Origin of the sequence: Streptomyces sp. NPDC018026, from assembly GCF_044327745.1 — a bacterium.
GTDB classification, from domain to species: Bacteria; Actinomycetota; Actinomycetes; order Streptomycetales; family Streptomycetaceae; genus Streptomyces; species Streptomyces rubrogriseus.
This window is the reverse complement of record NZ_JBIRFY010000001.1, coordinates 1079420-1105363: the sequence shown is the minus strand read 5'-3', so window position 1 is coordinate 1105363 and position 25944 is coordinate 1079420. Positions and strand designations below refer to the sequence as shown.

Below are 25944 nucleotides of genomic sequence, written 5' to 3'. Positions count from 1 at the left end.
CCGCTACGCCCTTACCACGTAAGACGCGGAACTCACCTCCTCAGCAGCGGGTGTCCGGTTCACCCACCGTCACGTGGTACGTCGCGCGCTCGTCCAGGAGCAGCGGCACCAGGGCACGCTGTGACTGGCGCAGCGGTACGTAGGCGCCCTTCTCCCCGGTCGGGCGCGCCCGTACACCGTGCAGGGCGAGTTCGTCCCGGACGTCCCGGTACTGGGCGGGGGTCAGCCGGTAGCCGCAGGGCGGGTCCTGGATCACCTCGGAGGCCTCGGCCGGGTCGTTGTCCGCGCCGCCCAGGTAGACGGGCCCGGAATCGGACAGGCCCGCCCGGCGGGCGGCGCCCGTGGCCGCCTCGACGCGTGCGCGCCGCAGGTCCGTGAAGCGGAACAGCCCGTCCAGGGCGGCGAGCTGGGAGTCCACCCGCCGCCGGTGGTTGCGGGCCGGGTCCTCGCGCTCGGCGTCGGTGAGGGCGTCGACACGGCTCTCGACGAGCAGGCCGACCGCGTGCTTCACGCCGGACATGTTGCGCAGGATGCGTTCCTGGCCGTCGCCGGCGGTCTGCTTGACGGGGTCGCCGGTCTCGGGGTCGGTCCAGATGCCGTACGTGCCCGTCGAGTACCCGGCGTGCCCGGCGGCGGGGCGGACGTAGGCGCCGGACAGGGTGCGGGCCTCGTCGTGGACCGGCGCGGCGGTGTTGAGGTTGCGGGGCCAGAGGTCGAAGAGGTCCTTGTCGTAGTACGGGGGTGTGGCGCTGTACTCGTGCAGGTCGTAGATGACGTCGGGGCGCTCGTCGCGGACGACGGCGGCCAGGGCGCGGGCCTCGGCCGTCGCCAGCGCGAGGTGGTCGCGGTTGACGTCGACGCCGTCGCCGTTGCCGCGGGTGTCGGCGGCCCGGCCGTCGGGGTTGGCGGTGGGCACCACCAGCACGGCGGTGCGGTCCAGGAAGCGCCGGGTCGCGCGGTCGGTGGCGTAGGCGAGGTCCCGCACGGTGGTCAGGCAGGCCTCGCGGCCGGAGGGTTCGTCGCCGTGCTGGCTGCACACGAGGAGGACCTTGTTGGCGGCGGAGGGCCTGCCGACGGTCACGAGTTGGAGGGGACGGTTCTGCTTCGTGGTGCCGATGCGGTCGAGGGTGACGCGGTCGCTCGCCCGGTCGGCGGCGGACAGGAGGGCCTGTTCCTCCGGCTGGGTGGTCCAGTGGGCGCCGTGGGTGCGCTCGAAGCCGGTGCGGGGCGCGCGGGGTGTGGAGCCGTCGGCGTGGGCGGGTGCGGTGAGGAGGGAGGGGACCAGGAGGGACACGGCGAGGGCCGCGGTGGTCGCGGTGAGGGTGCGCGGGCGGTTCATCGGCCTCCCTTCGGGACGCGGTGCGTGGGGTGCGGCGCGGGTGCCGGACAGGTGCTGCTCGTAGGGGCGACGGCCCTGGTGAACGCGGGGGTGCCGCCGACGAACGGTACGCGGGCCGACGTGCGGGATCGGTCCACCGCGGGCGTCGGCGTGTCGGCGCGGGGGCCGGGGGAGCTGCTGTCGGCGCGCACGGCGGACTGGTGGGGCGGGGCCGCAGTCGCGAGCGGTCTCCGCAGGGTGAGGCGCATGCGTATCGGCATGCGCGGACGGTACATCGGTCCACTGGCCCGCATAAGAGGGCCGGGCACGGCCCATGACGGCCGGATGGCAATCGTGTGACCGGAGTGGCCGTGGACATGACGGCACGCACAGCGGCTGAATAGGCTCCGAACGGATTCCGAACGGATCCCGTGCCCCTACGACTTGGAGCTTTCGTGCACCGCAGATTCATCGTGCCGGGCGCACTGGGCGCCGCCTCCCTCATGCTGGCGATCCCGGCGTCGGCGGCGGCCCACTCCCCCGGCGCTCCGGGCATCGGCGACCCCTACTACCCGTCCTACGGCAACGGCGGATACGACGTCTCGCACTACGACCTGCGCCTGAAGTACCAGCCGGCCACGGACCGGCTGGAGGGCACCGCGACGATCCTGGCCCGCACCACCGCGGACCTGTCGCGGTTCAACCTGGACTTCCTGCTGGACGTCGGCGAGGTGCGGGTCAACGGCGCCAAGGCGTCGTTCACGACCTCGGGCGAGCAGGAGCTGGAGGTCACGCCGAAGAAGCCGCTGGACAAGGGGTCGCCCCTCACCGTCGTCGTCCGCTACAGCGGTGTGCCGTCCTCGAAGCAGGCGTTCGGCTTCACCAGTTGGCACCGCACCCCGGACGGCGGCGTCGCCGCGAACGAGCCCGAGGCCGCGGCGTGGTGGTTCCCCAGCAACGACCATCCGCTCGACAAGGCCACCTACGACGTGTCGGTGCAGGTGCCGGACGGCACCCAGGCGATCTCCAACGGCACGCTCCAGTCGACGAGTTCACGGCTCGGCTGGACCCGCTGGAACTGGCGCTCGGACCAGCCGCAGGCCACGTATCTCGCCACGCTGGCGGTGGGGAGGTTCGACCTCACCACCGGCACCACCGAGGGCGGCATTCCGGTCGTCAACGCCTACAGCAGGGACCTGGGCGCGAACGACGGGGCGGCGCGGGCCAGCGTGGAGCGGACCGGGGAGGTCGCCGACTGGCTGAGCGAGTACTTCGGGCCGTATCCGTTCAACGCGCTCGGCGGCTACGTGCCGAACACCACCACCGGTTACGCCCTGGAGACGCAGACCCGGCCGTTCTACAGCCCGCGGCAGTTCGCGAACGGGTCGAACGTGTCCGTCGTCGTGCACGAGCTGGCCCACCAGTGGTACGGCGACCTGGTCTCGGTGCGCGGCTGGAAGGACATCTGGGTCAACGAGGGCTTCGCGCGCTACGCCCAGTGGCTGTGGTCCGAGCACGAGGGCGAGGGCACGGCGCAGGAACTGGCCGACTACACGTACGCCTCGCACCCGGCCGACGACCCGTTCTGGACGGTGAAGCCCGGTGACCCGGGTCCGGAGAACCAGTTCGACGGCGCCGTCTACGACCGGGGCGCGCTGGCCGTGCAGGTGCTGCGCAACGAGATCGGGGACGACGCCTTCTTCACCGTGCTGAAGGGCTGGCCCGCGAAGTACGCCCACGGCAACGCGTCCGTCGCCGACTTCCAGCGGTACGCCGAGGAGGTGTCGGGCAAGCCGCTGGCCGCGCTGTTCGACACCTGGCTGTTCCAGCCGTCGAAGCCGGACGCCCCGGCGGCGAGCGCCCGTTCCCTCGCGAAGGCCGCCGCGGCGCCCGTGCAGCCCCGTTCCTGGCGGAAGATCGCCGCGACGAACGACGTGCACGAGCACTGAGCCGCCGGACAGGCCCTAGGCGGCGTCCCCGTGGTCGTAGACGGTCACGGGGATGCCGCGCCGGGCGAGGCGGTCGGATATGAGCGGTTCCACGCGCGACCACTTGCCGCCGGCCAGGCCGCAGCCTATGCGGGGCATGTGCACGGACGCCTCCAGCTCGGCCGCCCGGTCGGCGACGCGGCCGAGTGCGGTGCCGATGGCCTCGTAGCGCACGGGGACGCCCTTGCTGCCCGTCCGCATGCCGTGCTGGCCGATCATGTTGGCCACCCACACGTACGGCTCGACCTGGACGAACTGGACCGCGCCGAGGCCGAAGTCGTTGGCCGCGCGGTCGCGGTGCCAGGCGCGGTAGGCCGCCTCCGGCCGCGGCCACCGGCGGGAGAGGGCCAGGACGAAGCCCTTGCCCCAGCCGCCGAGGTCGTTGCACACGTGGGCGATCACCTTGGCGCCCTTGACCGACGGCGCGGTGGCGTCACCCCGGACATAGCTGATCTCCGACATGACGCCACCGTAGGGGGTGCCACTGACAGTGGCCCCGGGGCGCTACTCGCTCGGCGCCGACGGCTCCCGCCCGGCCTGCTGCGCCACCCGACGCCGGACGCCGAACCAGCCGGCCACCAGCAGCACCGCGATCACGGGCACCAGCAGCACGGTCTTGCGGCCGACCTCCTCGTCGTTCCACATCAGGCCGATGACCGCCAGCAGGAAGGCGATGGTGACGATCTCCGTGCCGGGGCTGCCGGGCAGCCGGAAACGCGGCCGTTCGACCAGGCCGGCGCGCGCCCGGCGGACGAACACCAGGTGGCAGATCATGATGATCACCCAGGTGCTGATGATGCCCAGGGAGGCGACGTTCAGGACGATCTCGAAGGCCTTGTCCGGCACCAGGAAGTTCAGTCCGACACCGAGGACGCAGACCGCGCAGGTCAGCAGGATGCCGCCGTAGGGCACCTGACTGCGGCTCATCACGCCGGTGAACCTGGGCGCGGAGCCCGCCATCGCCATGGAGCGCAGGATGCGGCCGGTGGAGTACAGGCCGGAGTTCAGGGACGACATCGCGGCGGTGAGGACGACGAGGTTCATCACGTCACCGGCGGCCGGTACCCCGATGCCCGACAGCACCGTGACGAAGGGGCTCTCGTCGCCCGAGTAGAGCGAGCTCGGCAGCAGCAGTGCCAGGAGCACGACCGAGCCGACGTAGAACAGGGCGACCCGCCACATGATCGAGTTCACCGCGCGGGGCACGATCCGGTGCGGCTCGGCGGTCTCGCCGGCGGCGACGCCGACCAGCTCCAGGGCCGCGTAGGAGAAGATCACGCCCTGCATGACGAGGACCACGGGCATCGCGCCGTGCGGGAGGATGCCACCGTGCTCGGTGATCATGCCCATGCCCGGGGTCTGCCCGCTCACCTCGTGCCGGGTGGCGAGCAGGAAGATGCCGATCAGCATGAAGCCGACGAGGGTGGCGACCTTGACGATCGCGAACCAGAACTCCATCTCGCCGAAGATCTTCACCGAGATCAGGTTCACGGCCAGGACCACCGCGAGGGCGACCAGGGCGAGCACCCACTGGGGGATGCTCGTGAACATGCTCCAGTAGTGGGTGTACAGCGCGATCGCGGTGATGTCGGCGATACCGGTCGTGGACCAGTTCAGGAAGTACATCCAGCCGGCGACGTAGGCGCCCTTCTCGCCGAGGAACTCGCGCGCGTACGACACGAAGGATCCGGAGGAGGGCCGGTACAGCACCAGCTCGCCGAGTGCCTTGACGACGAAGAAGGCGAAGACGCCGGCGACGAGGTAGGCGACGGCGAGCGCCGGTCCGGCGTCCCGCAGGCGCCCGCCGGCGCCGAGGAAGAGCCCGGTGCCGATCGCGCCGCCGATGGCGATCATGTTGACGTGGCGGGCCTTGAGGTCCTTGCTGTAACCGGCGTCGCCCGCGTCCGCGGGGATGGTCCCGGTCGCCTGGGGAGGGGCGGCGACCTGTGCCGTGTCGACGGCGTCCTTGCTCACGGGTGGTTCCACTCTCTGGTGCGCTCGGGCGGGGTGCGCCCGAGTCGTCCGTACGTGTGTCTCGGGCCCGCACCACCCAATGGCGCGGCACAGACCAAGACGGCACCTTCCCAAGACGCTGCGTGCACATGCGGTGGCTTATGTCACACAGCGTGACTTCTCACAAGATCCACCGATGGCCCGCACAGGTCGGGCAAGAGGCGTGCGACAGGTGCGGGAGAGACGCGCGAGAGAGGCGCGGGAGGTTTCACAGCACTGGTGAGACAGCGATACTGCTGCACATGACGACCACCGACACCGCGGAGCCGGCCCTCACGATCGACGAGCTGGCCGCGCGGGCCGGCGTCACGGTGCGCACGGTCCGCTTCTACGGCACCAGAGGACTGCTGCCGCCGCCGGTGCTCGGTCCGCGCCGGGTGGGGCACTACGGCCGGGAGCACCTGGCGCGACTGGCGCTGATCGAGGAGTTGCAGCACCAGGGCATGACGCTGGCCGCCATCGAGCGGTATCTCAAGCGGCTGCCGGACGACCTGAGCCCGCACGACCTGGCGCTCCACCGGGCGGTGGTGGCCTCCTGGGCGCCGGAGACGGTGGAGCGGGTCACCCGCGAGGAGCTGGGCAGGCGCGCGGGGCGGCCGCTCACCGACGACGAGGTGGACCGGCTGGGGGCGATGGACGTCGTGGTGCCCGACGGCGACGCCTACCGGGTGGACGTCGGGCTGCTCCGGCTCGGCGTCGAGCTGCTCGACGTGCCCTTCTCCCCCGAGACGGTCCTCGCCGCCCGCACCGCCCTCCTGGAGCACTCCCGCGCCGCCGCGCGCGACCTGTCGCGGCTGCTGCGCGACGCGGTCGCCGAACGGGAGGCGCCGGAGGTGCGGTCGCTCTCCGCCCACATGCACCCGCTGGTGGTGCAGGCGCTGCTGACCACCTTCCAGCGGTCGCTGCGCGAGGAGCTGCGGGAGTGGCTCGACAAGGGGGCCGGTGAGTGATCCGGCGGCTCAGCGGCCGTCCGTGAAGACCTCCCCGTTGTCCGCCTTCTCCACCAGCAGCGCGGGCGGGGTGAAGCGGTCGCCGTAGCGGTCGGCCAGCTCGCGGGCGCGGGCGACGAAGCCGGGCAGGCCTCCCTCGTAGCCGTTGATGTACTGCAGGACGCCGCCGGTCCAGCCGGGGAAGCCGATGCCGAAGATCGAGCCGATGTTGGCGTCGGCGACGGAGGTCAGCACGCCCTCCTCCAGAAGCCTGACGGTGTCCAGCGCCTCCGAGAAGAGCATCCTCTCCCGCATGTCGTCGAAGGGGATCTCGTGTCCCGGCTTCGTGAAGTGCTCGCGCAGCCCCGGCCACAGCCCGGCCCGCCTGCCGTCCTCGCCGTACTCGTAGAACCCGGCGCCGCCGGAGCGTCCCGGGCGGCCGAACTCGTCGACCATGCGGTCGATGAGCGCGTCGGCGGGATGAGCGGTCCAGGTGCCGCCCGCCTCCTGGACGGCCCGCTTCGTCTCCTCGCGGATCCTGCGGGGGAGGGTGAGGGTCAGTTCGTCCATCAGGGACAGCACCTTGGCCGGGTAACCCGCCTGGGCGGCGGCCTGCTCGACCGAGGCGGGCTCGATGCCCTCCCCCACCATCGCGACACCCTCGTTGATGAAGTGGCCGATGACCCGGGAGGTGAAGAAGCCCCGCGAGTCGTTCACCACGATCGGCGTCTTGCTGATCTGCCGGACCAGGTCGAACGCGCGGGCCAGCGCCTCGTCGCCGGTCCGCTCACCCTTGATGATCTCCACCAGCGGCATCTTGTCCACGGGTGAGAAGAAGTGCAGCCCGATGAAGTCGCCCTGCCGCTCGACGCCTTCGGCCAGCGCCGTGATCGGCAGCGTGGAGGTGTTCGAGCACAGCAGGGCGTCGGGGGCGACGACGTGCTCGATCTCCTGGAACACCTTGTGCTTGAGCGAGGTGTCCTCGAACACCGCCTCGATCACCGCGTCGCACCCCGCCAGATCACCCACCTCCGCGGTCGGCGTGATCCGGGCGAGCAGCGCGTCCGCCTTCTCCTGACTCGTACGGCCCTTCGCCACGGCCTTCGCGCACAGCTTCTCCGAGTACGCCTTGCCCTTGACCGCCGACTCGAGGGCGACGTCCTTGAGCACGACGTCGATGCCCGCGCGGGCGCACGAGTAGGCGATGCCCGCGCCCATCATCCCCGCCCCCAGCACGGCGACCTTGGTGACCTTGCGGGGCTCGACGCCCTTGGGGCGGTTGGCGCCGGAGTTGACCGCCTGGAGGTCGAAGAAGAACGCCTGGATCATGTTCTTCGAGGTCTGCCCGGCGGCCAGTTCGACGAAGTAGCGGGCCTCGATGACCTGGGCGGTCTCGAAGTCGACCTGGGAGCCCTCGACCGCCGCGGCCATGATGTTGCGCGGCGCCGGGTAGGGGGCGCCGTTCGTCTGCTTGCGCAGGTTGGCGGGGAAGGCGGGCAGGTTGGCCGCGAACTTCGGGTGGGCGGGGGTGCCGCCGGGGATGCGGTAGCCGGGCCGGTCCCAGGGCTGGGCGGACTCCGGGTGGGCGTCGATGAAGGCGCGGGCCTTGGCGAGCATGTCCTCGCGGCTGTCGGCGACCTCGTCGACCAGGCCGTTCTCCTGCGCGCGGCGGGGGTTGTACTGGGTGCCCTGGAGGAGGACCTTCAGCAGGGCGTCGGTGATGCCGAGCATCCGGACGGTGCGGACGACGCCGCCGCCCCCGGGGAGCAGGCCGAGGGTGACCTCGGGGCAGCCGATCTTGGAGCCGGGGGCGTCGAGGGCGACGCGGTGGTGGCAGGCCAGCGCGATCTCGTAGCCGCCGCCGAGCGCGGCGCCGTTCATGGCGGCGACGACGGGCTTGCCGAGGGTCTCGATGCGGCGCAGGTTCCGCTTGATGGCCATGCCGCCGTCGAAGAGGTCCTGGGCGGTCTCCGGGGTGACGCGGATGAGGTCGCGCAGGTCGCCGCCCGCGAAGAAGGTCTTCTTGGCGGAGGTGACGATGACGCCGCGGACGGAGTCCTTCTCGGCCTCCAGGCGGTCGGTGATCGCCGCCAGGGAGTCGCGGAACGCCTGGTTCATGGTGTTCGCGGACTGGTCGGGGTCGTCGAGGACGAGGGTGACGACACCGGTGTCGTCCCGCTCCCAGCGGATGGTGGTGGGCTCGGTGCTCATGAGGGTGTGCTCCAGGTGATCCGTCGTGGCCGTCGCGGCGGCCGAGGCCGTCGTGGCCGCCGTATCCGTCGGGAGGGGGTCAGATGCGCTCGACGATGGTGGCGATGCCCATGCCGCCGCCCACGCACAGGGTGGCGAGGCCGTAGCGCTTGTCCTGGCGCTCGAGTTCGTCGACGAGGGTGCCGAGGATCATCGCGCCGGTGGCGCCGAGCGGGTGGCCGAGCGCGATGGCGCCGCCGTTGACGTTGACCTTGTCCAGCGACAGGCCCATGTCCTTCGCGAACCGCAGGACGACCGCCGCGAACGCCTCGTTGATCTCGACCAGGTCGATGTCGTCGATGGTCAGCCCGGCCTTCGCGAGGGCCTTGCGGGTGGCCGGTGCGGGGCCGGTGAGCATGATGGTGGGCTCGGATCCGGAGACCGCGGCGGAGACGATCCGGGCGCGCGGCCGCAGACCGTAGCGGTCGCCGACCTCCTTGGAGCCGACGGCGACCAGGGAGGCGCCGTCGACGATGCCGGAGGAGTTGCCCGCGTGGTGGACGTGGTCGATCTTCTCCACCCAGTGGTACTTCTGCAGCGCCACCGCGTCGAACCCGCCCAGTTCGCCGATGTCGGCGAAGGACGGCTTGAGCCCCGCGAGGGAGTCGGCGGTGGTGCCGGGCCGGGGGTGCTCGTCGTGGTCGAGGACGGTGAGACCGGCGCGGTCCTTCACCGGCACGACGGAGCGCTCGAAGCGCCCCTCCTTCCAGGCGGTGGCCGCCCGCTCCTGGGAGAGCGCCGCGTACTCGTCCACGTCACGGCGCGAGAAGCCCTCGATCGTCGCGATCAGGTCGGCGCCGATGCCCTGCGGGACGAAGTTGGTGGCGAGGTTGGTCATCGGGTCGTTGAACCAGGCGCCGCCGTCCGAGGCCATCGGGACGCGGGACATGGACTCGACACCCCCCGCGAGGACCAGGTCCTCCCATCCGGAGCGCACCTTCATGGCCGCCATGTTGACGGCCTCCAGGCCCGAGGCACAGAAGCGGTTCTCCTGCACACCGGCCACCGTGTCCGGCAACCCGGCCGCGATCGCCGCGATCCGCGCGATGTCCGAGCCCTGGTCGCCGACCGGACCGACGACGCCGAGCACGATGTCGTCCACCGCCGCCGGGTCCAGACCCGGGAAACGGCCACGGACCTCCTGGATCAGGCCCACGACCAGGTCGACGGGCTTGGTGCCGTGCAGGGCGCCGTTCGCCTTGCCGCGTCCACGCGGAGTGCGGATCGCGTCGTACACGTACGCTTCGGTACTCACTGGCGGGCCTTTCACTGAGGGTTGTGCGCTGCGGGGTTCGGGAGGGTGGCCGGGGCCGGGCCGCCCCAGGCGCGGGGCAGCCCCCAGTCGCGGACCACGGTCGCGGTGTCGGCGCCGGGCCGGGCCGGGCCGGTGCGGACGGCGGTGGGGGTCGCGGAGAAGCGGGGTGCGGGGGCCGGCTGGGTGATGCCGTCGTGGTCGGTGAAGGTGGAGCGGGCGGCGAGGTGCGGGTGGTGCGGAGCCTCCCGCAGCGACAGGACGGGGGCCGTGCAAGCGTCGGAGTCGGTGAAGACGGCCGTCCACTCGTCGCGGGTACGGGACTTGAAACGGGCGGCGACGGCCGCGCGCAGCTCGGGCCAGCGGGACATGTCGTCGCGGGCCGGTGCCAGGTCGGGGAGGCCGAGCAGCCCCATGAACTCGGCGTAGAACTGCGGTTCGAGCGCGCCGACCGCCATGTACCGGCCGTCGGCGGTCTCGTAGGTGCCGTAGAAGGGGCAGCCGCCGTCGAGGAGGTTGGCGCCGCGCCGGTCCTGCCAGCCGCCGGCGGACAGCATGCCGTGGATCATCGCGGAGAGGTGGGCGGTGCCGTCGACGATGGCGGCGTCCACCACCTGCCCGGTGCCGTGCTCGCGCGCGTGGTGCAGTGCGGCGAGGATGCCGACGACCAGGTAGAGGGAGCCTCCCGCGTAGTCGCCGAGGAGGTTGGCGGGGACCGCCGGGGGCTCGTCCGGGGCGCCGATCAGGCCCAGGGTGCCGGTGAGCGCGATGTACCCGATGTCGTGCCCGGCGCGCCGGGCGAGCGGGCCGTCCTGGCCCCAGCCGGTCATGCGGCCGTAGACGAGGCGCGGGTTGCGGGCGTGGCAGTCCCCGGGGCCCACGCCGAGCCGCTCCGCGACGCCGGGGCGGTAGCCCTCGATCAGGACGTCGGCGCGTTCGGCGAGGTCGAGGACCCGGGCCGGGCCGTCCGGTGCCTTGAGGTCGACGACCACGGAGCGCTTGTTGCGGTTGGTGACGTCGCGGGCGGGGTCGATCCCGAGGCCCGGCCCGCCGGGACGGTCGACGCGCACGACGTCGGCGCCCAGGTCGGCCAGGAGCATGGCGGCGAAGGGTCCGGGACCGATACCGGCCAGCTCGACCACGCGCACACCGGCGAGCGGGCCCTCGGCGCCCGGGCTCCGCGTCGGCGTCCTCACTTCCGGCATTCAGCTCCCCAGCTCTGTGACACAACCGATGTAACACCAGTGATGCTAAGAACGTGTTCCACTGGGCACAAGACCCGGGCGAGCAAGCGCTTAGCCAATTGTGGTGCGGGCTCCTCGCCGGGCCGCGCGATCCTCACGCTAGCCTCAGCCACCGGCAACGGCGCGTGCTGCGGACCCAGGGGTTGCCGACGGGTGACGGAGGGATGTCATGAACAGGCTGAAGGCGGCCGGCCGGCCGTACGACATCGTGCTGTTCGGGGCGACGGGGTTCGTCGGTGAACTGACCGCGGAGTACCTCGCCGCACACGCGCCGGACGGGCTGCGCTGGGCGGTCGCGGGCCGCGACGAGGAGAGGCTGCGTCGCCTGTGCGAGCGGCTGACCGGTGCGGCGGGCACCTCGGCGGGCACCGCGGCGGACGTCGGCGTGCTGCTCGCGGACGCGTCCGATCCGGACTCGCTGCGCGAACTGGCCGGGCACGCGCGCGTGGTGGCCACGACGGTCGGCCCCTACGTCCGTTACGGCGACGCGCTGGTCGCCGCCTGCGCGGACGCCGGCACGGACTACCTCGATCTCACCGGGGAGCCCGAGTTCGTGGACCTGTCCTACGTCCGCCACGACACCCGCGCGCGGGAGACCGGCGCCCGCCTGGTGCACGCCTGCGGTTTCGACTCCGTCCCGCACGACCTCGGCGTGTACTTCACCGTGCGGCAGCTGCCGGAGGGCGTGCCGCTGACCGTCGACGGCTTCGTGACCGTCGGCGCCGCGTTCTCGGGCGGTACGTTCGCCTCCGCGCTGGGCCAGTTCGCGCGCGGCCGCGAACTGCGGGCCGCGGCGCTGGAACGCCGGCGGCACGAGCCGCGCCTGGTCGGCCGCCGCGTCGCGACGCCGATCGGGGCGCCGCGGTTCGCCGGGGAGGTGGGGGCGTGGGCGCTGCCGCTGCCGACCGTGGACCCGCAGATCGTGCGCCGGTCCGCGAAGGTTCTGGACCGCTACGGCCCGGACTTCCGCTACCGCCATTACGCGGCCGTGCGGCGGCTGCCCGTCGCGGTCGGCGGGGTGGCGGCCGTGGGCGCGCTGGTGGCGGCGGCCCAGGTGCCGCCCGCACGGCGCAGGCTGTCGGCCCGGCTCGCGCCGGGCGAGGGACCGAGCGCCGCGCGGCGGGCGAGGAGCTGGTTCTCGGTCCGCTTCGTGGGCGAGGGAGGCGGCCGGAAGGTGTTCACCGAGGTCGCGGGCGGCGACCCCGGGTACGACGAGACGGCCAAGATGTTCGCCGAGGCGGCGCTCTGTCTCGCCCTCGACGCCCTGCCGCCGACGGCCGGGCAGGTGACCACGGCCGTGGCGATGGGCGACGCGCTGACCGAGCGGCTGCGGGCGGCGGGCATCGGCTTCCGGGTGGCCGCGACCCGCTGACGGGCCGCCCCGGGGCACCGTGCGGCGCTCCGGGGGCCGGGGCCTACCCGGACCACCCGGCGATCGTGTAGATCATCCCGCCGATCCAGGCCAGACCCGCGCCCACCGCCAGCACCAGACCCGCGACCACGGACCGCTCGACGGGGCGGCCGGACCGGGCCGAGTACTTGGGTGCGCGGTGTGTCGTCATGCCGTCCACCCTGCCGGGACCGCGCGCGGTGGCACATCCGTACGGATACTCAGATCCCTCTGGGCGCTCGGATCCACCGATTTGGGACTTTCACGGCGCCGCTCTCCGTGCCACCGGGCACCGTGCGCGGCGAAGTGCCAAAAAGGAGTTCAATGAAACCCTTGAAGGCATGAAGTTCCTTCTCGAAGTCACCATGGACGAGGGCGCGCTCGCCGAGGACCCCACGGGCGAGTTGCAGCGGATCCTGCGGTACTGGGGCGGCAACCTGAAGCACTACGCGCTGCGGCCCGGCGACGGTTCCGGGATCTACGACTCGGCGTACCGGGAGGTGGGCCGCTGGAGCGTCGAGGATCAGGCCGGGTAGGCGGCGTCCCGCAGGGCCGCGCGGCACAGGGCGTCGGCCCTGCGGGTGGTCTCCGGCAGCCGGTAGGCGGGTGTGAGGGCCAGGGTGTGGGCGCAGGCGTTGCCGAGGCCCACGCGGTGCCCGACCGAGACGAAGACCGGCTTCACGCCGTCGCGGGTGCGCACCGCCCGCCCGACCTCCTCGGCACCGGCGAGCAGCGGGGACGTGCTGCCGCGCGGGGTGTCGGGGTCGTCGTGGGTGAAGGTGAACGGGTTCTTGGCCACGCCGATCGTGGGCAGGCCGGTGAGGACGCCCAGGTGGCTCGCGAGGCCGAAGCGGCGCGGGTGGGCCAGGCCGTATCCGTCGCACACCACCAGGCCGGGCGGGCAGGGCAGCGCCTCCAGGGCGGCGAGCACGGTCGGGATTTCCCGGAAGGCGAGCAGGCCGGGCACGTAGGGGAAGGAGATCCGCCCGACGGCGGTGGCCTCCGCGACGACGGCGAGGGTCGCGGCGTCCAGCACGACGGCCGCCGCGGCGACGACGTCGCGTTCGTCGTCGTAGGCGACGTCCACGCCGGTGACCCGGCCGGTGCCGGGGGGCGGGCCGGGCTCGTCGAGCACCACGCGGGCGCGCAGTTCGTCCTGGACCGCGCGGGCCCCTTCCTCGGTCGTGGGCCAGCCGGCGGGGATCTGCACACTCACGGTCGTCATGGTGGCCGCAAGCCTACGGGAGCCCGAGTAGGCTCGCGATCATGTTCGTACTGGAGCTGTCCTACACCGCCCCGCTCGAAGCCGTCGACGCCCTGCTGCCGGACCACGTGGCCTGGCTCGACGGACTGTACGAGCAGGGCGTGTTCCTGGCGTCCGGGCGCAAGGAACCCCGCGAGGGCGGGGTGATCCTTGCCGTCGCGGGGGACCGGGCGCGGATCGAGGAGATCACCGCGGGCGACCCGTTCGTCAGGGCCGGTGTGTGCGCGTACCGCGTCACCGAGTTCGTCGCCACGAAGACGGCGCCCACGCTGGAGCGCTACCGGGAGACCCTTCCCTAGGCGCCGCGGCTCACTTGCCGAGTGCCTGGCGCAGCTCGCCCTTGTTCATGTTCGAACGGCCGTGGACGTCACGGCGCCTGGCCTCCTCGTACAGCTGGTCGTAGGTGGGCCCCTGGGGGCCCTGACGGTTCCCGGACCGCTGGCCGCCGCGCCTGCTCGGCGACTTGTCCTGTGTCGAGATGCGGCTGGCGGTCCTCGACTCGCCGGACTGCGCGCGCTCCTTGTTCACCGTCCGCGCCGCGATCTCCTTGGCGCGGCCGGTACTCTCGCCGCGGTCCTCCGCGCTCTTCTTGATGTGCTCGTACTGCCGCTCCCGCTTGGAGCTGGAACCGCTCGGCATGTCCGCTCACTTCCTCTCACGTTCAGCGAACGGTTACCCACGTTACGGACAAACACCCCGGCCCGCCCGGCGTCAGCGCTCCAGCCGGGCGACCCGGCCCTGCTCGCCCGCGGCCCAACAGCCCAGGTCCGGGGTGCAGTCCACGGTGTCGTAGGAGCCGGTGTCGACCGTCCGCCAGGTGTGGCCGCCGTCCGTGGTGAGGTCGGTGCCGGTGGGGCCGACGGCGAGGGCGGCGGAGCGGCTGTGCGGGAGCCAGGCGACGCCGGAGCGGTAGGCGGGCGGCGGCCGGTCGGCGGGGCTCCAGGTGCGGCCGGCGTCGGCGGTCCGGGCGGCGGCCCGCGGCGACGCCTGCCCGGGGCGGTAGTCGCCGCCGACGGCGAGGCCGTGGGCACGGTCGCGGAAGGCGAGGGCGAAGACGCCGCGGGCCGGGTCCCCGGCCGGGACCGGGGCGTCGGTGGCCGTCCAGGTGCGCCCGCGGTCGGCGGAGTGCAGCACGCGTGCGCGTGCGGCCCCGCCGGTGGCCAGCCACACGTCCCTCGGCCCGGCGGAGACCAGGCACTGGCCGCTCGCCGCGAACCCGGCCTCGCCCTGCTGCGCGGCCGGCATTCCCGCGTCGGGCAGCACCTTCCAGGAGCGGCCGCCGTCGCCGGTCGACAGGATGCGGAACTTCCCGTCCACCGGGTCGCTCATGGCGAGGCCGTGACCGCGGTCGAAGAAGGTCAGGCAGTCGTAGAAGGCCCGGGCGTCGGTGTTGCGGAAGGACTCGGTCCAGGTCGCCCCGCCGTCGTCGGTGCGGTAGATCCGGGACGCCTCGCCCTCGCCGATGGCCAGGACCACGGCCCGGCGGGCGTCGAAGGCCTCGATGTCCCGGAACTCCAGCTCACCGGCGCCCGGCGGGGAGACGTCGCCCCAGGTGTCGCCGCCGTCGGTGGTGCGCAGGACCGTCCCCCCGGTACCGGCCACCCAGGCGGTGTGCCGGCTGACGGCGGCGAGCCCCCGGAACCGGACGTCGACGACCCCGGTGTCCTTCACGTCCCACTGCGGCCGCTGGTGCGCCTGGGCGGGTACGGCGGTCAGCGCGGCCAGCGCCGCCGCGCAGACCGCCCCGGCGAGCGCCACCCGCCCCGTACGCCTGCCGCCGGCTCGAATGGTCCGTCCCGTGCGTCGCGTGCTTCCCAAGCGCCTCATGGCGGGCGAAGCTAGCCCACGGCCCGCGCGCCGTCCAGAGGGCCGCGACCGCTCGCGCGCACGGTGCGGGCGTGCCGCAAGTGCCTTTCGGGGCACGGGAGGAGAGGCGTGACACTCCTGGGAGCTCCCGGGCATGAACGCGGTGACAGAGGTCACTCGCTCGTCGTGTGCACGGATGGGCTGATTCCGACGTCTCTTCCAGTGCCCGGCCCGCACCGCCCGCGAAGCCCGTCCAGCCGTCACGAGGGAGCAAGGCGTTGTCCACCGTCATCGAGCAGCCCGTCGAGGCGCGTCTCGTCGCCGCCGCGCCGCGTATGCCGAGCATTCCCGCCACCCTGCACTACGACCGCGCCGACCCGTTCGCCGTCCGCATGACGTTCCCGGCCCCGGCCACCCTCGAAGGCGTGGAGGTCTGCTGGACCTTCTCCCGCGAGCTGCTCATCGCCGGGATGCGGGAGCCCAACGGCCACGGCGACGTCCGGGTGCGCCCGTACGCGTACGACCGCACCGTCCTGGAGTTCCACGCGCCCGAGGGCACCGCGGTGATCCATGTCCGCTCGGGCGAGCTGCGCCGGTTCCTCGCGGCCGCCGGCGAACTGGTGCCGGTGGGTCTCGAGCACCTCCAGCTGGACCTGGACCACGACCTGGCGGAGCTGATGCGCGGGAGCTGCTGACGCCCTTCCGGCTCGCGCGGCGCCGGACGGCGCTCAGCCGCGCGCGGACACCGGTGCCCGGGCCGTCTCGTCGCTCACCGCGTCCCACACCTCTCCCACGATCTTCCGCAGGCCGGGGCCCGCGCTCGCGCACCGCCGGGTCAGCTCCGCGATCCGGTCCCGTCCGGGGACCCCGCCCGCCGTGCCGCCGGGCGCGCCCAGTCCGGCGGCGGCCGCCAGCACGGCCAGCGCCGCGTCCCGCTCGGAGACCTCACCGGCCGGCAGCGGCCCTTCCAGCAGGTGCCGCGCCTCCTCCCGCAGCGCCCGCGCCTCGGCGGCCCGGGCGAGCACGTACGCCACGGACGGGAACACGCCGAGCACGCGCTTCTTCTCCGCCCGCAGGTACCCCTCGGCCACCAGTTGCTCCCGCACGGCGTCGAAGGTGACCCGGGCGTGCAGCCGCACCCAGGCGCGCCACCGGTGCGGCAGCGACTCGCGGACGAGTTCCAGCAGCCCGTCGAGGACGGCGTCCCCGGTGCGGGAGTCCAGGTCGGCGGGGGTGGCGATGCCGTCGTCGTCGGTGAGCAGCCCGCGCTGGGCCAGTTCGGTGAGCGCACCGGCGCGCACCAGGTGGTGGACGCGGGCGGTCTCGGCCGCCGAGGACCGCTCGGGGTCCCAGGCCAGCAGGCAGAGCCGGGCCGGCAGTGAGAGCGAGCCGTTGGGCACGGGGGCCTCCTCGGGGTCCGCGTAAATGCGTTGACAGGCCAACCGGGTCTTCTTTAGGTTCGGTACCGCTTCTGTTGCCGCCGATTGGAGAAGGACGTTGCTCGTCTGAGGTCCTGAGACACCGCGTCACACGTATCTCACGTGTGTCCGCCGCGTGCGACCTCGGCGTTCGAGCCGTCCCAGCCTCCTGACGGAGCAGGGCTTCCTTCGTGCCCTCCCCCCGTCCGACGGCGGTCGCCCGCTTCCGGTGTCTCGATACGCGTTTGCCCCTGACCGCTTCGAGCAACCGCGGAGACCCGTATGTCTACTTCCCCCACTTCTCTCACCTGTACGTCCCTGTCCTTCGCCTGGCCCGACGGCACGGCCGTCTTCGACGGACTCGACGTCGCCTTCGGCCCCGGCAGGACCGGCCTGGTCGGCCTCAACGGCGCCGGGAAGTCCACCCTGTTGAAGCTGATCGCCGGGCGGCTCACCCCGGCCGACGGCACCGTCCGGGTGGCCGGCGAGGTGGGCTACCTGCCGCAGAACGTCACGCTCGACACCGCGCTGCGGGTCGACGAGGCGCTCGGCATCGACGGCCGCCGGGCCGCACTGCACGCCATCGAGGCGGGTGACGTGAGCGAGGAGCACTTCGAGACCGTCGGCGACGACTGGGACGTCGAGGAACGCGCGCTGGCCACGCTCGGCGAGCTCGGCCTGGGCCACATCGGCCTCGACCGCACCGTCGGCGAGGTGTCGGGCGGCGAGTCGGTGCTGCTGCGGCTGGCCGCGCTGCTGCTGCGCCGGCCCGACGTCCTGCTCCTGGACGAACCCACCAACAACCTCGACGTGTACGCCCGCAGGCGGCTGTACGCGGCCGTCGAGTCCTGGCCGGGGGTGATGGTCGTGGTCAGCCACGACCGCGAGCTGCTGGAACGGGTCGACCAGATCGCCGACCTGCGGGCCGGCTCGGTCACCTGGTACGGCGGCAACCTCACGGCGTACGAGGAGGCGCTCGCCGTGGAGCAGGAGGCGGCCGAGCGGATGGTCCGGGTCGCCGAGTCCGATCTGCGCCGGCAGAAGCGCGAACTGGCCGACGCCCAGGTCGTCCTGGCCCGGCGCAGGCGCTACGGGCAGAAGATGTACGACACCAAGCGCGAGCCCCGTGCGGTGATGAAGCTGCGGGCCCGGACGGCCCAGCAGTCCGCCGGAAAGTACCGCATCATGCACGAGGAGAAGCTCGCCGGGGCGAAGGAGCGGCTCGACGACGCGGTGGAGGCCGTGCGGGACGACGACGAGATCCGCGTCGACCTGCCGTACACGGCCGTACCGCCGGGCCGGACCGTGCTGACCCTGCGGGCGCTGGAGATGGCGTACGGCGCCAAGGTGGCGGGCGGTCTCGATCTGCACGGTCCGGAGCGGATCGCGCTGGTCGGGCGCAACGGCGCGGGCAAGACCACGCTGCTGCGCACCGTCGCCGGGGAGCTGGCGCCGGTGGCGGGCGAGGCGACGGCTCATGTGCCGCTGCGGTTCCTGCCGCAGCGTCTGGACGTCCTCGACGACGGGCTGAGCGTCGCGGAGAACGTGGCCCGGTTCGCGCCGGGCGCCACCAACAACCGGATCCGGGCGCGGCTGGCGCGCTTCCTGTTCCGGGGTGCCCGCGCCGACCAGCAGGCGGCCACGCTGTCCGGCGGCGAACGCTTCCGGGCGGCGCTGGCGGCGCTGATGCTGGCCGAGCCCGCGCCGCAGCTGCTGATGCTGGACGAGCCGACCAACAACCTGGACATGGCGAGCGTGCGGCAGCTCACCAGCGCGCTGGAGGCGTACGAGGGGGCGCTGCTCGTGGCCAGCCACGACCTGCCGTTCCTGGAGTCGCTCGGCATCACGCGCTGGCTGCTGCTGGAGGAGGGAGAACTCAAGGAAATCACGTCGGAAGCTGTCGGACATTCCGCCTGACGTCCGCCGGTTCACCTGGTCGAGGGCACCCCGCACGGACTGCTCGCGGCCCGCGGCTCCAGCAGCGCCGAGCATCTCAGGAGGGCTACGAGGGGCTGACGGGGGTTTCGCGGGCGCGGGCCCCCGCTGCATGATGGCGCGGACCGGCGCCGCGTCACGGCTCCGGCCAGCCGACGTCGACACCCGCCGATCCGCGCCGACACGAAAGGCCCCGCGTGCCCAGCAAGAAGGCCCTCGTCCGCCGCCCCAGCCCCAGGCTCGCCGAAGGACTGGTGACACACGTCGAGCGGGAGAAGGTCGATCACGGCCTGGCCCTCGAACAGTGGGACGCCTACGTCGAGGCCCTCGGAGATCACGGCTGGGAGACGCTGGAGGTGGACCCGGCCGACGACTGCCCGGACTCGGTCTTCGTCGAGGACGCCGTCGTCGTGTTCCGCAACGTCGCGCTGATCACCCGGCCCGGCGCCGAGTCGCGGCGCGCGGAGACGGCCGGTGTCGAGGAGGCCGTGGCCCGGCTCGGCTGCTCGGTGAACTGGGTGTGGGAGCCGGGCACCCTGGACGGCGGCGACGTCCTGAAGATCGGCGACACGATCTACGTGGGCCGCGGCGGACGGACCAACGCGGCCGGTGTGCAGCAGCTGCGGGCGGCGTTCGAGCCGCTGGGCGCGCGGGTCGTCGCCGTGCCGGTGAGCAAGGTGCTGCACCTGAAGTCGGCGGTCACCGCCCTGCCGGACGGGACGGTGATCGGACACGTCCCGATGACGGACGTGCCCTCGCTGTTCCCCCGTTTCCTGCCGGTGCCGGAGGAGTCGGGGGCGCACGTGGTGCTGCTCGGCGGGAGCAGGCTGCTGATGGCGGCGAGCGCGCCGAAGACGGCGGAGCTGCTCGCCGATCTCGGGCACGAGCCGGTGCTCGTCGACATCGGGGAGTTCGAGAAGCTGGAGGGCTGTGTGACGTGCCTCTCGGTCAGGCTGCGCGAGCTGTACGACTGAACCCGACGCGCGGGGCGTTCGCCCGGCCCCGGACCTGCGGGTCTCGGGGCCTTGTCGGGTGCCGCCGGACGGCTGCTGATCAGCGACCTTTACAGTGCGTTTAACCTACGCTCTCGTAACCTACGGTTTCGTAGCCTACGATCCCGTAGGTTCCCGGCACCGCTCGCCGGCTGCTCCGCCCTGTCACACGTCCCTGGAGTTCTTCGTGACGATCGTCTCCCCGCACCTCGGTACTTCCGCCGACTGGACCGACGCCCGGCTGCTGTACGCGCTGGAGGAAGTGGTCGAGAAGGAGCTGAACCGGCATCTGAAGGTCGCCAAGGACTGGATGCCGCACGAGTACGTGCCGTGGACCGAGGCGCGGAACTTCCCGGGGATCTTCGAGGACGGCGAGGCCTGGGAGAAGGAGCAGTCCAAGGTCACCGAGATCGGCCGGATCGCCCTCGTGGTGAACCTGCTGACGGAGGACAACCTCCCCAGCTACCACCACGAGATCGCCAGCCTCTTCGGCCGCGACGGCGCCTGGGGCACCTGGGTGCACCGCTGGACCGCCGAGGAGGGCCGGCACGGCATCGTGATGCGCGACTACCTCCTCGCCTCGCGTGCGGTCGACCCGGACAAGCTGGAGCAGTTCCGCATGGCCCACATGAGTGAGGGCTTCGAGTCGGACAACCGGCACTCGATGCTGCACTCGGTGGCGTACGTGGCCTTCCAGGAGCTGGCCACCCGCATCTCGCACCGCAACACCGGTCACCAGTCCGGCGACCCGGTCTGCGACCGCATGCTGGCCCGCATCGCGACCGACGAGAACCTGCACATGGTCTTCTACCGGAACCTGCTGAAGGCGGCCTTCGACCTGGCCCCGGACCTGACGATGCAGGCGGTCCGGGACGTGGTCGTCGACTTCCGGATGCCGGGTCACGGCATGCCCGGCTTCGAGCGGGCCGCCGCGCAGATGGCCATCGGCGAGGTCTACAACCTGCGCATCCACCACGACGACGTGATCCAGCCCGTGCTGCGCTTCCTGAAGATCATGGAGATCGACGGACTCGGTCCGGAGGGGCAGCGGGCTCAGGAGGAGCTGGGGCTGTACATGGGCGGGCTGGACGCCGAGGCCGCCAAGTTCGACGAGAAGCTGGCGGCGCGCAAGGCCCGGATGGCGGCCCGCGCGGCGGGCTGACCGCCCCCGGCCCCCGCTGCCGCACCCGGCCCCCGCTGCCGCACCCGGTCTTCGCGCGACGCCCGGCGTCACTCGTGGATCGTCGTCTCCTCCAGTGCCGCGTCGCGCACGTCGGGGACCGGGTGGCGGCGCAGGGCGCGCAGCAGTTCCCGCCACGGCGCGGGCCAGTCCTCGCGCTCGCCGAGCGCTCCGGTGACGGCGACGGCCATCAGCCCCTGGGCGTGTCCGCCGTGCCCGGCCAGCGCCGTGGCCTCGGCGAGCAGCACCGTGGCGTCGCCCGGCTGCTCCCGGCCCCGCAGGCGTTCGCCGATCTCGTCGGCGATCCGCGCGGCGAGCGCCGGCCGGTCGGTGCCGGCCAGGGCGGCCACCCGGTCCAGGTGCGGCGGTACGGCGGTCAGGTCGACGTGACCGGCCGCGAGTCCGGCGGCCTGCGCCACGTGGGCGTCGTACCCGTGGAGCAGTTCGGCGGCGGCACGGGCGACCGGGCGGACCGCCGCCTTCGGGCGCAAGACGCTCGCCCGGAGCCCGGTGACGAGGTACTCGACGCGCTGCCGGGCCGGCCGGTCCCGCCGCTCCCCCGCGTCGTCGTCCCCGCCGGCTTCCGCCCCGGCCAGCGCGCGCAGGGTCTCCAGCAGGCCGGACCGGCCCTGCGGAGCGCTCGACGCCGCGCTGATCAGTGCGTTCGCCGCCGCGTGCCAGGTCGCGCGGTTCGCCAGGTCCGTGACGGCCCCGGCCAGTACCCGGGCGCCGTCGTCCGACCAGGGGATCCAGCGGCCCAGGGCGTGGTGGGCGAGGAGCGTGGTGGCGGGGTCGTCGCCGCCGGCGGCCACGTCGCGGACCAGGCGGGCGTACCGGCCGCGGTGCGCCTCGGGCAGGTCCCGCGGCACCGTCCGCAACAGCGCGGCCCGCAGCACCGGCGGACCGCCCGCGGCGTCGCCCAGCAGGTCCCAGACCTCCTCGCGCGCCAGGAGCCCCGGGGCGAAGGCGACGCAGGCGGCGCGTACGTCGGGGTGGGTTCCCGGGCGGGCGCAGACCTCCGTGACCAGGGCCGCCGCGTCCGGCACGGGAAGGCGGACCGCGGCGAGCCGGACCGCCTCCTTGCGGCTGGTCACCTTGGCGTCCGGCGCCCCCAGCACGTCCCGCAGGGCGCCCGCGAGGCGGGAGGGCGGCGCCTGCCGGGACGCCTGGGTGACCGCGTACACGGCGACGCGGGCCCGGTCGCCGCCGGCGTGCGACAGCAGCTCGGGCAGCGCCTCGGCGGCCCGGTCGGTGCGGGCCAGGGCGGCGAGCGCGGCCTCGGTGAGGACGACGTTCGCCGACCCGGTCCAGCGGCGTACGAGGTCGGCGCCGCCGTCGGGTACGGTGGCCGCCCGCGCGATGGCGTTCGCGCGCGCGTGCAGCGGCAGTCCGGCGTCGGCGGCCAGGGCGGCGCACCGCCTCAGCAGCGCGGCCTGCTGGCGCGGCACCCACCGGCTCACCTCGTGCGCGGTCACGGGCACGGACCAGGGGGTGCCCTTGGTCAGGAAGCGGCCGTAGGGCGGGTTCTCGGCGAGCAGCGGGTCGAGCAGGTCGGTGCGGCGCCCGACGAGCACCGCGCGCACCGGTTCCAGTACGGCCGCCGAGGGTTCGCGGGCGAGGACGCGGGCCGCCCGTTCGTCGCGGGTGGCGGACGGTTCCAGCCACAGGCCGATCGCGGTGCGCGCGGTGGTGTCGTTGCCGTAGCGGACGGCCTGCCACAGCTGGTCCTGGAGTTCGGGCAGGCCGCAGGCGCGCGGTCCCACGGCGCGGGCGAGCGCGAAGGCGAGGCCGTAGTCGGCCTTCTCGGCGCCCGCCTCGATCCACGGGCGCAGCGCCTCGTACACCTGGTGCTCCTGGCCGCGGCGCAGGGTGCGGTCGAGGCGGCCGAGGTCGGCGCCGCCCGTGGTGCCGGATATCCGCACGAGGGTGCGCAGCGCCCAGTTCACCAGCGTGCGGGTGCCGCCCGCCGCGTGCTCGCACAGCACGGCCAGGGCCAGTTCGCCGAGCGCCCGGCGGGTCTGGGGCGAGGAGTCGCGCGCCTCGACGGCGTCGGTGGCGAGGCGGGCCAGATGCTCGGCGGCCTCCTCGGTGAACAGCCCGGCCGGGATGCCGCACGCCGCCCGCAGCGCGGCGCCCCGCACCGGATCCTGCTCGTTGCGCAGCCGCGCCATGTCCTCCAGTACGGCGGTGACGGCGGCCGGGTCGGCCGAGCGGGCGGCGTTGCGGATCAGCAGCGGCCAGGCCCGGGCGCGGTCCTCGGCGTCCGGGCGCCTGGTGGCGGCCAGCAGCCGGTCGTGCGCCTCGGCCACCGGGAGGAAGGACTCGGCGACGAGGACCGTGTACTCGCCCGCACCGGCCTCCCGCGCGCGTGCGGCGGCCTCCCGGGCCTCGCGCGCGGCGTGGCGGCGCGGCAGCACCTCGAGGAGCGCCTCGTCGACGCCGACCGTGCCGCCGGTTCCCCGGCCCTGGTTCACGGCCGTCCACAGGGCGTGCCGCCGGGCGGGCGGGAGCGCCTTGAGCAGCCTCGGGAGGCCGCCGAGGGGCAGCAGGGCCCGGGCGTAGGCGACGAGTTCGGGCGAGTCGGTGCGGGTCAGCCGGTACAGCGCCGTGCGTCCCAGCCGGTGGACGCCGACGGCGGACGCCCAGGCGGGGGTGAGCAGCAGGCGCAGGACGCGCCGCGGGTCGGCGCCGGCGAACGCGGGAAGGTGACCGCGCAGTTCGTACGGCAGGCCGCTCGGTCCCCGCTCCTCCAGCATCCGCAGCACCCGCGCGGGCTCTGCGGGCGCGAGGGTGGCCACCGCGGACGCGTACCGGCGCCACCAGTCGTCGCGCAGGGCCTCGGGCGTGGCGTCCAGTTCCGCCTCCAGCACGGCGGACAGCGTCGCGCGGTGCCGCCCGGCGAACGGGTTCCAGGACCGGACGGCGTACAGCAGCTCGGGCAGCAGCAGGGCGACCTTCGGTGTGGTGCAGCCCGGCAGCAGACGGGTCGCCTCGGTGTCGCCCCAGTCGCGGCGCACCCCGTCCACCAGCCGGTCGGCGAGGGCGGTGCGGCCGCCGGCGGCGACGGCGCGCAGCAGGCTGCGGCGGACCGCCTCGGGGGCGTCGGCGAGACCCGCCTCGAAGGCGGCGTCCGGCACGCCCAGCGGGTCGGCCACCCGCAGGGCGTGGCCGCGCACGTACGGGTCGGGATCGGCGATCCGGTCCGCGATCCACTCGGTGTCGCGGGCGGCGGACGCGGCGACGACGGCGAGCCGGCGCCCGTACGCGCCGTGCCGTTCGAGCTCGACGAGGAGGGGCCGCGGGCCGGGCGACTCCCGGGTGCGCGCCACGAGTTCCCGCATGCGCCGCGGGTGGGCGAGCGGATCGAGGGCGTGCAGCAGACTCTCGGCCTCGTGCTGTGCGGCGGTTCGGGACATGCCGGGATTCTGCCCGGCGCGACGGGTGCGGCACAGCGAATTACCGGGGCCGTGCTCAGGGGATGGTGCGCCGCAGCGCCAGCCGTTCCTTCTCCGACAGGCCGCCCCAGACGCCGAAGCGCTCGTCGTTGCTCAGCGCGAAATCCAGGCAGGTCGAGCGGATCGGGCACAGGGCGCAGATGCGCTTCGCGTCCCGTACGGAGCTGCCGGGCTCGGGGAAGAAGAAGTCTCCCCCGGTCTGCGCGCACAACGCCTCCTCCTGCCAGCTGAGGTCGGGCGCCGCGGTCGTCTCGATGTGCATGCGCAGCAGCCTGCCGGGAGGCGAAAAACGTTCGATCAACGCGGCATCAACGCCGTGCGTCCGGCACCCCCAGCAGATCAGATGGTCCTCCGCCGCGCACAGCGGCGCACGGCGGCGCGCGGAAGCGGTCGCCGGGGGTCGGTGGAAGACTCGTCAGTGCAGGCAACGGGACCCTTCCGAGGAGGGCGGATCATGCTCACCACCCGTTTCGTCACCGGCGCTCCGAACTGGCTCGACGTCGGCACCTCCGACCTCGACGGCGCCACGTCCTTCTACGGCGGCCTCTTCGGCTGGCGGTTCCGGTCGGCGGGGCCGGAGGCCGGCGGCTACGGCTTCTTCGAGCTGGACGGCCGGATCGTGGCCGGCGGCATGGGCACCACCGAGGAGCAGGGCCCGCCGTCGTGGACCGTGTACTTCCAGGCTCCGGACGCCCGTGCCGCCGCCCAGGCCTCCGGGCAGGCGCACGGCGGTGTGCTCGTGCAGCCCATGGACGTCATGGACCAGGGCACCATGGCGATCCTGGCCGACCGGGCCGGGGTGCCGTTCGGCATCTGGCAGCCGGGGCAGCGCGCGGGCCTGGACGTGACCGGCGAGACCGGCGCGCTGTGCTGGGTCGAGCTGCACACCGCGGACATCGCGGCAGCCGCCGCGTACTACCGTGCGGTGCTGGGCCTGGAGACCTCCGGCGTCTCCTTCCCCGGCGGCTCCTACACCTGCGTCAACCCGGCCGGAGAGGGCGAGGACGCCATGTTCGGCGGTCTCGTCCCGCTCGCCGAGGATCCGGCGGACACGGACACGGACGCCGGATGGCTGCCGTACTTCGCGGTGGACGACGCGGACGCCGCGGTCGCCCGGACCACGGAGCTGGGCGGCACGGTGCGGATGCCCGCCACGGACATCGAGGACGTCGGCCGCGTCGCCCGCCTGGCCGACCCGTACGGCGCCCGGTTCGCGGTGCTCAGGCCGGCCCCGCGCCAGGGGTAGGCGCGGGGCGCGTCCGGCACTCGCGTCACGTCGAGGCCCGGCACCCGGACGCACGGTAGGGAACCCGGCATCGGGAGCAACCCACCACCCGGTCCCGGCCCGCCGCCCGGGCTCACGCGGTGGGGCCGCGGCGACAGGGCCGAGCGCGCACCCGGCGCCCGGGGGATGCGGCCGCCCCCGCCCGCCGAGACACACCCCCGGCACCGGCGCGGACGCGGGCGCATCCGGCATCCGGGCGCCGTCCGGTGCCCAGCCTCGCCCACG

General features: G+C 73.6%; 24 protein-coding genes. 10 read left to right on the top strand and 14 right to left on the bottom strand.

The features are described from left to right. Window positions 1-40 precede the first annotated feature (40 nt). Window positions 41-1339 (bottom strand): M14 family zinc carboxypeptidase, encoded by a 1299-nt coding sequence (locus ACH4D3_RS04490; protein WP_398316208.1) that lies wholly within the window; start codon window positions 1337-1339, stop codon window positions 41-43. Next, window positions 1336-1599 (bottom strand): hypothetical protein, encoded by a 264-nt coding sequence (locus ACH4D3_RS04485; RefSeq protein ID WP_398316206.1) that lies wholly within the window; start codon window positions 1597-1599, stop codon window positions 1336-1338. The genes ACH4D3_RS04490 and ACH4D3_RS04485 overlap by 4 nt, the downstream gene beginning before the upstream one ends. A gap of 174 nt (window positions 1600-1773) precedes the next feature. On the opposite strand from ACH4D3_RS04485, the gene ACH4D3_RS04480 reads away from it, so the two are divergent. After that, window positions 1774-3267 (top strand): M1 family metallopeptidase, encoded by a 1494-nt coding sequence (locus ACH4D3_RS04480; protein WP_398316204.1) that lies wholly within the window; start codon window positions 1774-1776, stop codon window positions 3265-3267. A gap of 15 nt (window positions 3268-3282) precedes the next feature. Here ACH4D3_RS04480 and ACH4D3_RS04475 read toward each other — a convergent pair whose 3' ends face one another. Beyond that, window positions 3283-3768 (bottom strand): macro domain-containing protein, encoded by a 486-nt coding sequence (locus ACH4D3_RS04475; RefSeq protein WP_398316202.1) that lies wholly within the window; start codon window positions 3766-3768, stop codon window positions 3283-3285. Between the two features lie 42 nt (window positions 3769-3810). Then, complete coding sequence (locus ACH4D3_RS04470) at window positions 3811-5280, bottom strand: amino acid permease (protein WP_398316200.1); 1470 nt, start codon at window positions 5278-5280, stop codon at window positions 3811-3813. Window positions 5281-5561: 281 nt separating this feature from the next. On the opposite strand from ACH4D3_RS04470, the gene ACH4D3_RS04465 reads away from it, so the two are divergent. Next, entirely contained in the window at window positions 5562-6269 is a 708-nt protein-coding gene (locus tag ACH4D3_RS04465; protein WP_398316198.1) for a MerR family transcriptional regulator, read from the top strand. A gap of 9 nt (window positions 6270-6278) precedes the next feature. Here the strand turns inward: ACH4D3_RS04465 and ACH4D3_RS04460 are convergent, their stop codons facing one another. From ACH4D3_RS04460 to ACH4D3_RS04450, 3 genes are all read right to left on the bottom strand, one after another. Further along, entirely contained in the window at window positions 6279-8459 is a 2181-nt protein-coding gene (locus ACH4D3_RS04460) for a 3-hydroxyacyl-CoA dehydrogenase NAD-binding domain-containing protein (protein WP_398316196.1), read from the bottom strand. 79 nt (window positions 8460-8538) lie between these two features. Then, window positions 8539-9753 (bottom strand): acetyl-CoA C-acetyltransferase, encoded by a 1215-nt coding sequence (locus ACH4D3_RS04455; protein WP_398316194.1) that lies wholly within the window; start codon window positions 9751-9753, stop codon window positions 8539-8541. A gap of 11 nt (window positions 9754-9764) precedes the next feature. Further along, entirely contained in the window at window positions 9765-10955 is a 1191-nt protein-coding gene (locus tag ACH4D3_RS04450; RefSeq protein ID WP_398316192.1) for a CaiB/BaiF CoA transferase family protein, read from the bottom strand. Between the two features lie 208 nt (window positions 10956-11163). On the opposite strand from ACH4D3_RS04450, the gene ACH4D3_RS04445 reads away from it, so the two are divergent. After that, a complete protein-coding gene (locus ACH4D3_RS04445) occupies window positions 11164-12366 on the top strand; it encodes a saccharopine dehydrogenase family protein (RefSeq protein WP_398316190.1) in 1203 nt (400 codons plus the stop codon). Between the two features lie 43 nt (window positions 12367-12409). On the opposite strand, the gene mmpA is transcribed toward ACH4D3_RS04445, so the two are convergent. After that, window positions 12410-12556: a morphogenic membrane protein MmpA gene (mmpA, locus tag ACH4D3_RS04440; RefSeq protein WP_398316188.1), complete on the bottom strand. Its 147-nt coding sequence runs from the start codon at window positions 12554-12556 to the stop codon at window positions 12410-12412. Window positions 12557-12725: 169 nt separating this feature from the next. Here mmpA and ACH4D3_RS04435 point away from each other — a divergent pair, with 169 nt between their 5' ends. Continuing rightward, a complete protein-coding gene (locus ACH4D3_RS04435; protein WP_398316186.1) occupies window positions 12726-12920 on the top strand; it encodes a hypothetical protein in 195 nt (64 codons plus the stop codon). On the opposite strand, the gene ACH4D3_RS04430 is transcribed toward ACH4D3_RS04435, so the two are convergent. Continuing rightward, a complete protein-coding gene (locus tag ACH4D3_RS04430) occupies window positions 12908-13609 on the bottom strand; it encodes an endonuclease V (protein ID WP_398316184.1) in 702 nt (233 codons plus the stop codon). The genes ACH4D3_RS04435 and ACH4D3_RS04430 overlap by 13 nt on opposite strands. A gap of 41 nt (window positions 13610-13650) precedes the next feature. Here ACH4D3_RS04430 and ACH4D3_RS04425 point away from each other — a divergent pair, with 41 nt between their 5' ends. Beyond that, the gene (locus tag ACH4D3_RS04425) at window positions 13651-13947 is read left to right on the top strand and encodes a YciI family protein (protein ID WP_398316182.1); all 297 of its coding nucleotides are present in this window, start codon (window positions 13651-13653) and stop codon (window positions 13945-13947) included. 10 nt (window positions 13948-13957) lie between these two features. On the opposite strand, the gene ACH4D3_RS04420 is transcribed toward ACH4D3_RS04425, so the two are convergent. Next, complete coding sequence (locus tag ACH4D3_RS04420) at window positions 13958-14287, bottom strand: plasmid stabilization protein (protein ID WP_398316180.1); 330 nt, start codon at window positions 14285-14287, stop codon at window positions 13958-13960. Window positions 14288-14359: 72 nt separating this feature from the next. Beyond that, window positions 14360-15406, bottom strand: a complete 1047-nt coding sequence (locus ACH4D3_RS04415; protein WP_398316647.1) for a WD40/YVTN/BNR-like repeat-containing protein — start codon at window positions 15404-15406, stop codon at window positions 14360-14362. A 326-nt stretch (window positions 15407-15732) separates the two neighbouring features. Here ACH4D3_RS04415 and ACH4D3_RS04410 point away from each other — a divergent pair, with 326 nt between their 5' ends. Beyond that, entirely contained in the window at window positions 15733-16149 is a 417-nt protein-coding gene (locus ACH4D3_RS04410) for an SsgA family sporulation/cell division regulator (RefSeq protein ID WP_398316178.1), read from the top strand. A gap of 33 nt (window positions 16150-16182) precedes the next feature. Here ACH4D3_RS04410 and ACH4D3_RS04405 read toward each other — a convergent pair whose 3' ends face one another. Beyond that, on the bottom strand, window positions 16183-16854 hold the full coding sequence (locus ACH4D3_RS04405) for a GPP34 family phosphoprotein (RefSeq protein ID WP_398316176.1): 672 nt from the start codon (window positions 16852-16854) through the stop codon (window positions 16183-16185). Between the two features lie 300 nt (window positions 16855-17154). Between ACH4D3_RS04405 and ACH4D3_RS04400 the strand changes: the two genes are divergently transcribed. The 3 genes from ACH4D3_RS04400 to ACH4D3_RS04390 all read left to right on the top strand — a co-directional run bounded on the left by ACH4D3_RS04400 (window position 17155) and on the right by ACH4D3_RS04390 (window position 20961). Continuing rightward, the gene (locus ACH4D3_RS04400) at window positions 17155-18789 is read left to right on the top strand and encodes an ABC-F family ATP-binding cassette domain-containing protein (RefSeq protein WP_398316174.1); all 1635 of its coding nucleotides are present in this window, start codon (window positions 17155-17157) and stop codon (window positions 18787-18789) included. Between the two features lie 215 nt (window positions 18790-19004). Continuing rightward, the gene (gene ddaH, locus ACH4D3_RS04395; protein WP_398316173.1) at window positions 19005-19781 is read left to right on the top strand and encodes a dimethylargininase; all 777 of its coding nucleotides are present in this window, start codon (window positions 19005-19007) and stop codon (window positions 19779-19781) included. 205 nt (window positions 19782-19986) lie between these two features. After that, the gene (locus ACH4D3_RS04390; protein WP_398316171.1) at window positions 19987-20961 is read left to right on the top strand and encodes an acyl-ACP desaturase; all 975 of its coding nucleotides are present in this window, start codon (window positions 19987-19989) and stop codon (window positions 20959-20961) included. A gap of 68 nt (window positions 20962-21029) precedes the next feature. Here the strand turns inward: ACH4D3_RS04390 and ACH4D3_RS04385 are convergent, their stop codons facing one another. Continuing rightward, window positions 21030-24395 carry a hypothetical protein gene (locus tag ACH4D3_RS04385; RefSeq protein WP_398316169.1) on the bottom strand — a complete coding sequence of 1122 codons (3366 nt, stop codon included), beginning with the start codon at window positions 24393-24395 and terminating at the stop codon, window positions 21030-21032. A gap of 55 nt (window positions 24396-24450) precedes the next feature. Next, window positions 24451-24696, bottom strand: a complete 246-nt coding sequence (locus tag ACH4D3_RS04380) for a WhiB family transcriptional regulator (protein ID WP_385979704.1) — start codon at window positions 24694-24696, stop codon at window positions 24451-24453. Between the two features lie 192 nt (window positions 24697-24888). Here ACH4D3_RS04380 and ACH4D3_RS04375 point away from each other — a divergent pair, with 192 nt between their 5' ends. After that, a complete protein-coding gene (locus ACH4D3_RS04375) occupies window positions 24889-25680 on the top strand; it encodes a VOC family protein (protein WP_398316166.1) in 792 nt (263 codons plus the stop codon). The last annotated feature ends 264 nt before the right edge of the window (window positions 25681-25944 follow it).

Excerpts from the sequence above, each read along its gene's own strand:
- ACH4D3_RS04490 (WP_398316208.1), bottom strand. The coding sequence starts at position 1,339 with ATGAACCGCCCGCGCACCCTCACCGCGACCACCGCGGCCCTCGCCGTG.
- ACH4D3_RS04485 (WP_398316206.1), bottom strand. The coding sequence starts at position 1,599 with ATGCCGATACGCATGCGCCTCACCCTGCGGAGACCGCTCGCGACTGCG.
- ACH4D3_RS04475 (WP_398316202.1), bottom strand. The coding sequence starts at position 3,768 with ATGTCGGAGATCAGCTATGTCCGGGGTGACGCCACCGCGCCGTCGGTC.
- ACH4D3_RS04465 (WP_398316198.1), top strand. The coding sequence starts at position 5,562 with ATGACGACCACCGACACCGCGGAGCCGGCCCTCACGATCGACGAGCTG.
- ACH4D3_RS04460 (WP_398316196.1), bottom strand. The coding sequence starts at position 8,459 with ATGAGCACCGAGCCCACCACCATCCGCTGGGAGCGGGACGACACCGGT.
- ACH4D3_RS04450 (WP_398316192.1), bottom strand. The coding sequence starts at position 10,955 with ATGCCGGAAGTGAGGACGCCGACGCGGAGCCCGGGCGCCGAGGGCCCG.
- ACH4D3_RS04445 (WP_398316190.1), top strand. The coding sequence starts at position 11,164 with ATGAACAGGCTGAAGGCGGCCGGCCGGCCGTACGACATCGTGCTGTTC.
- mmpA (WP_398316188.1), bottom strand. The coding sequence starts at position 12,556 with ATGACGACACACCGCGCACCCAAGTACTCGGCCCGGTCCGGCCGCCCC.
- ACH4D3_RS04435 (WP_398316186.1), top strand. The coding sequence starts at position 12,726 with ATGAAGTTCCTTCTCGAAGTCACCATGGACGAGGGCGCGCTCGCCGAG.
- ACH4D3_RS04430 (WP_398316184.1), bottom strand. The coding sequence starts at position 13,609 with ATGACGACCGTGAGTGTGCAGATCCCCGCCGGCTGGCCCACGACCGAG.
- ACH4D3_RS04425 (WP_398316182.1), top strand. The coding sequence starts at position 13,651 with ATGTTCGTACTGGAGCTGTCCTACACCGCCCCGCTCGAAGCCGTCGAC.
- ACH4D3_RS04420 (WP_398316180.1), bottom strand. The coding sequence starts at position 14,287 with ATGCCGAGCGGTTCCAGCTCCAAGCGGGAGCGGCAGTACGAGCACATC.
- ACH4D3_RS04400 (WP_398316174.1), top strand. The coding sequence starts at position 17,155 with ATGTCTACTTCCCCCACTTCTCTCACCTGTACGTCCCTGTCCTTCGCC.
- ACH4D3_RS04385 (WP_398316169.1), bottom strand. The coding sequence starts at position 24,395 with ATGTCCCGAACCGCCGCACAGCACGAGGCCGAGAGTCTGCTGCACGCC.
- ACH4D3_RS04380 (WP_385979704.1), bottom strand. The coding sequence starts at position 24,696 with ATGCACATCGAGACGACCGCGGCGCCCGACCTCAGCTGGCAGGAGGAG.
- ACH4D3_RS04375 (WP_398316166.1), top strand. The coding sequence starts at position 24,889 with ATGCTCACCACCCGTTTCGTCACCGGCGCTCCGAACTGGCTCGACGTC.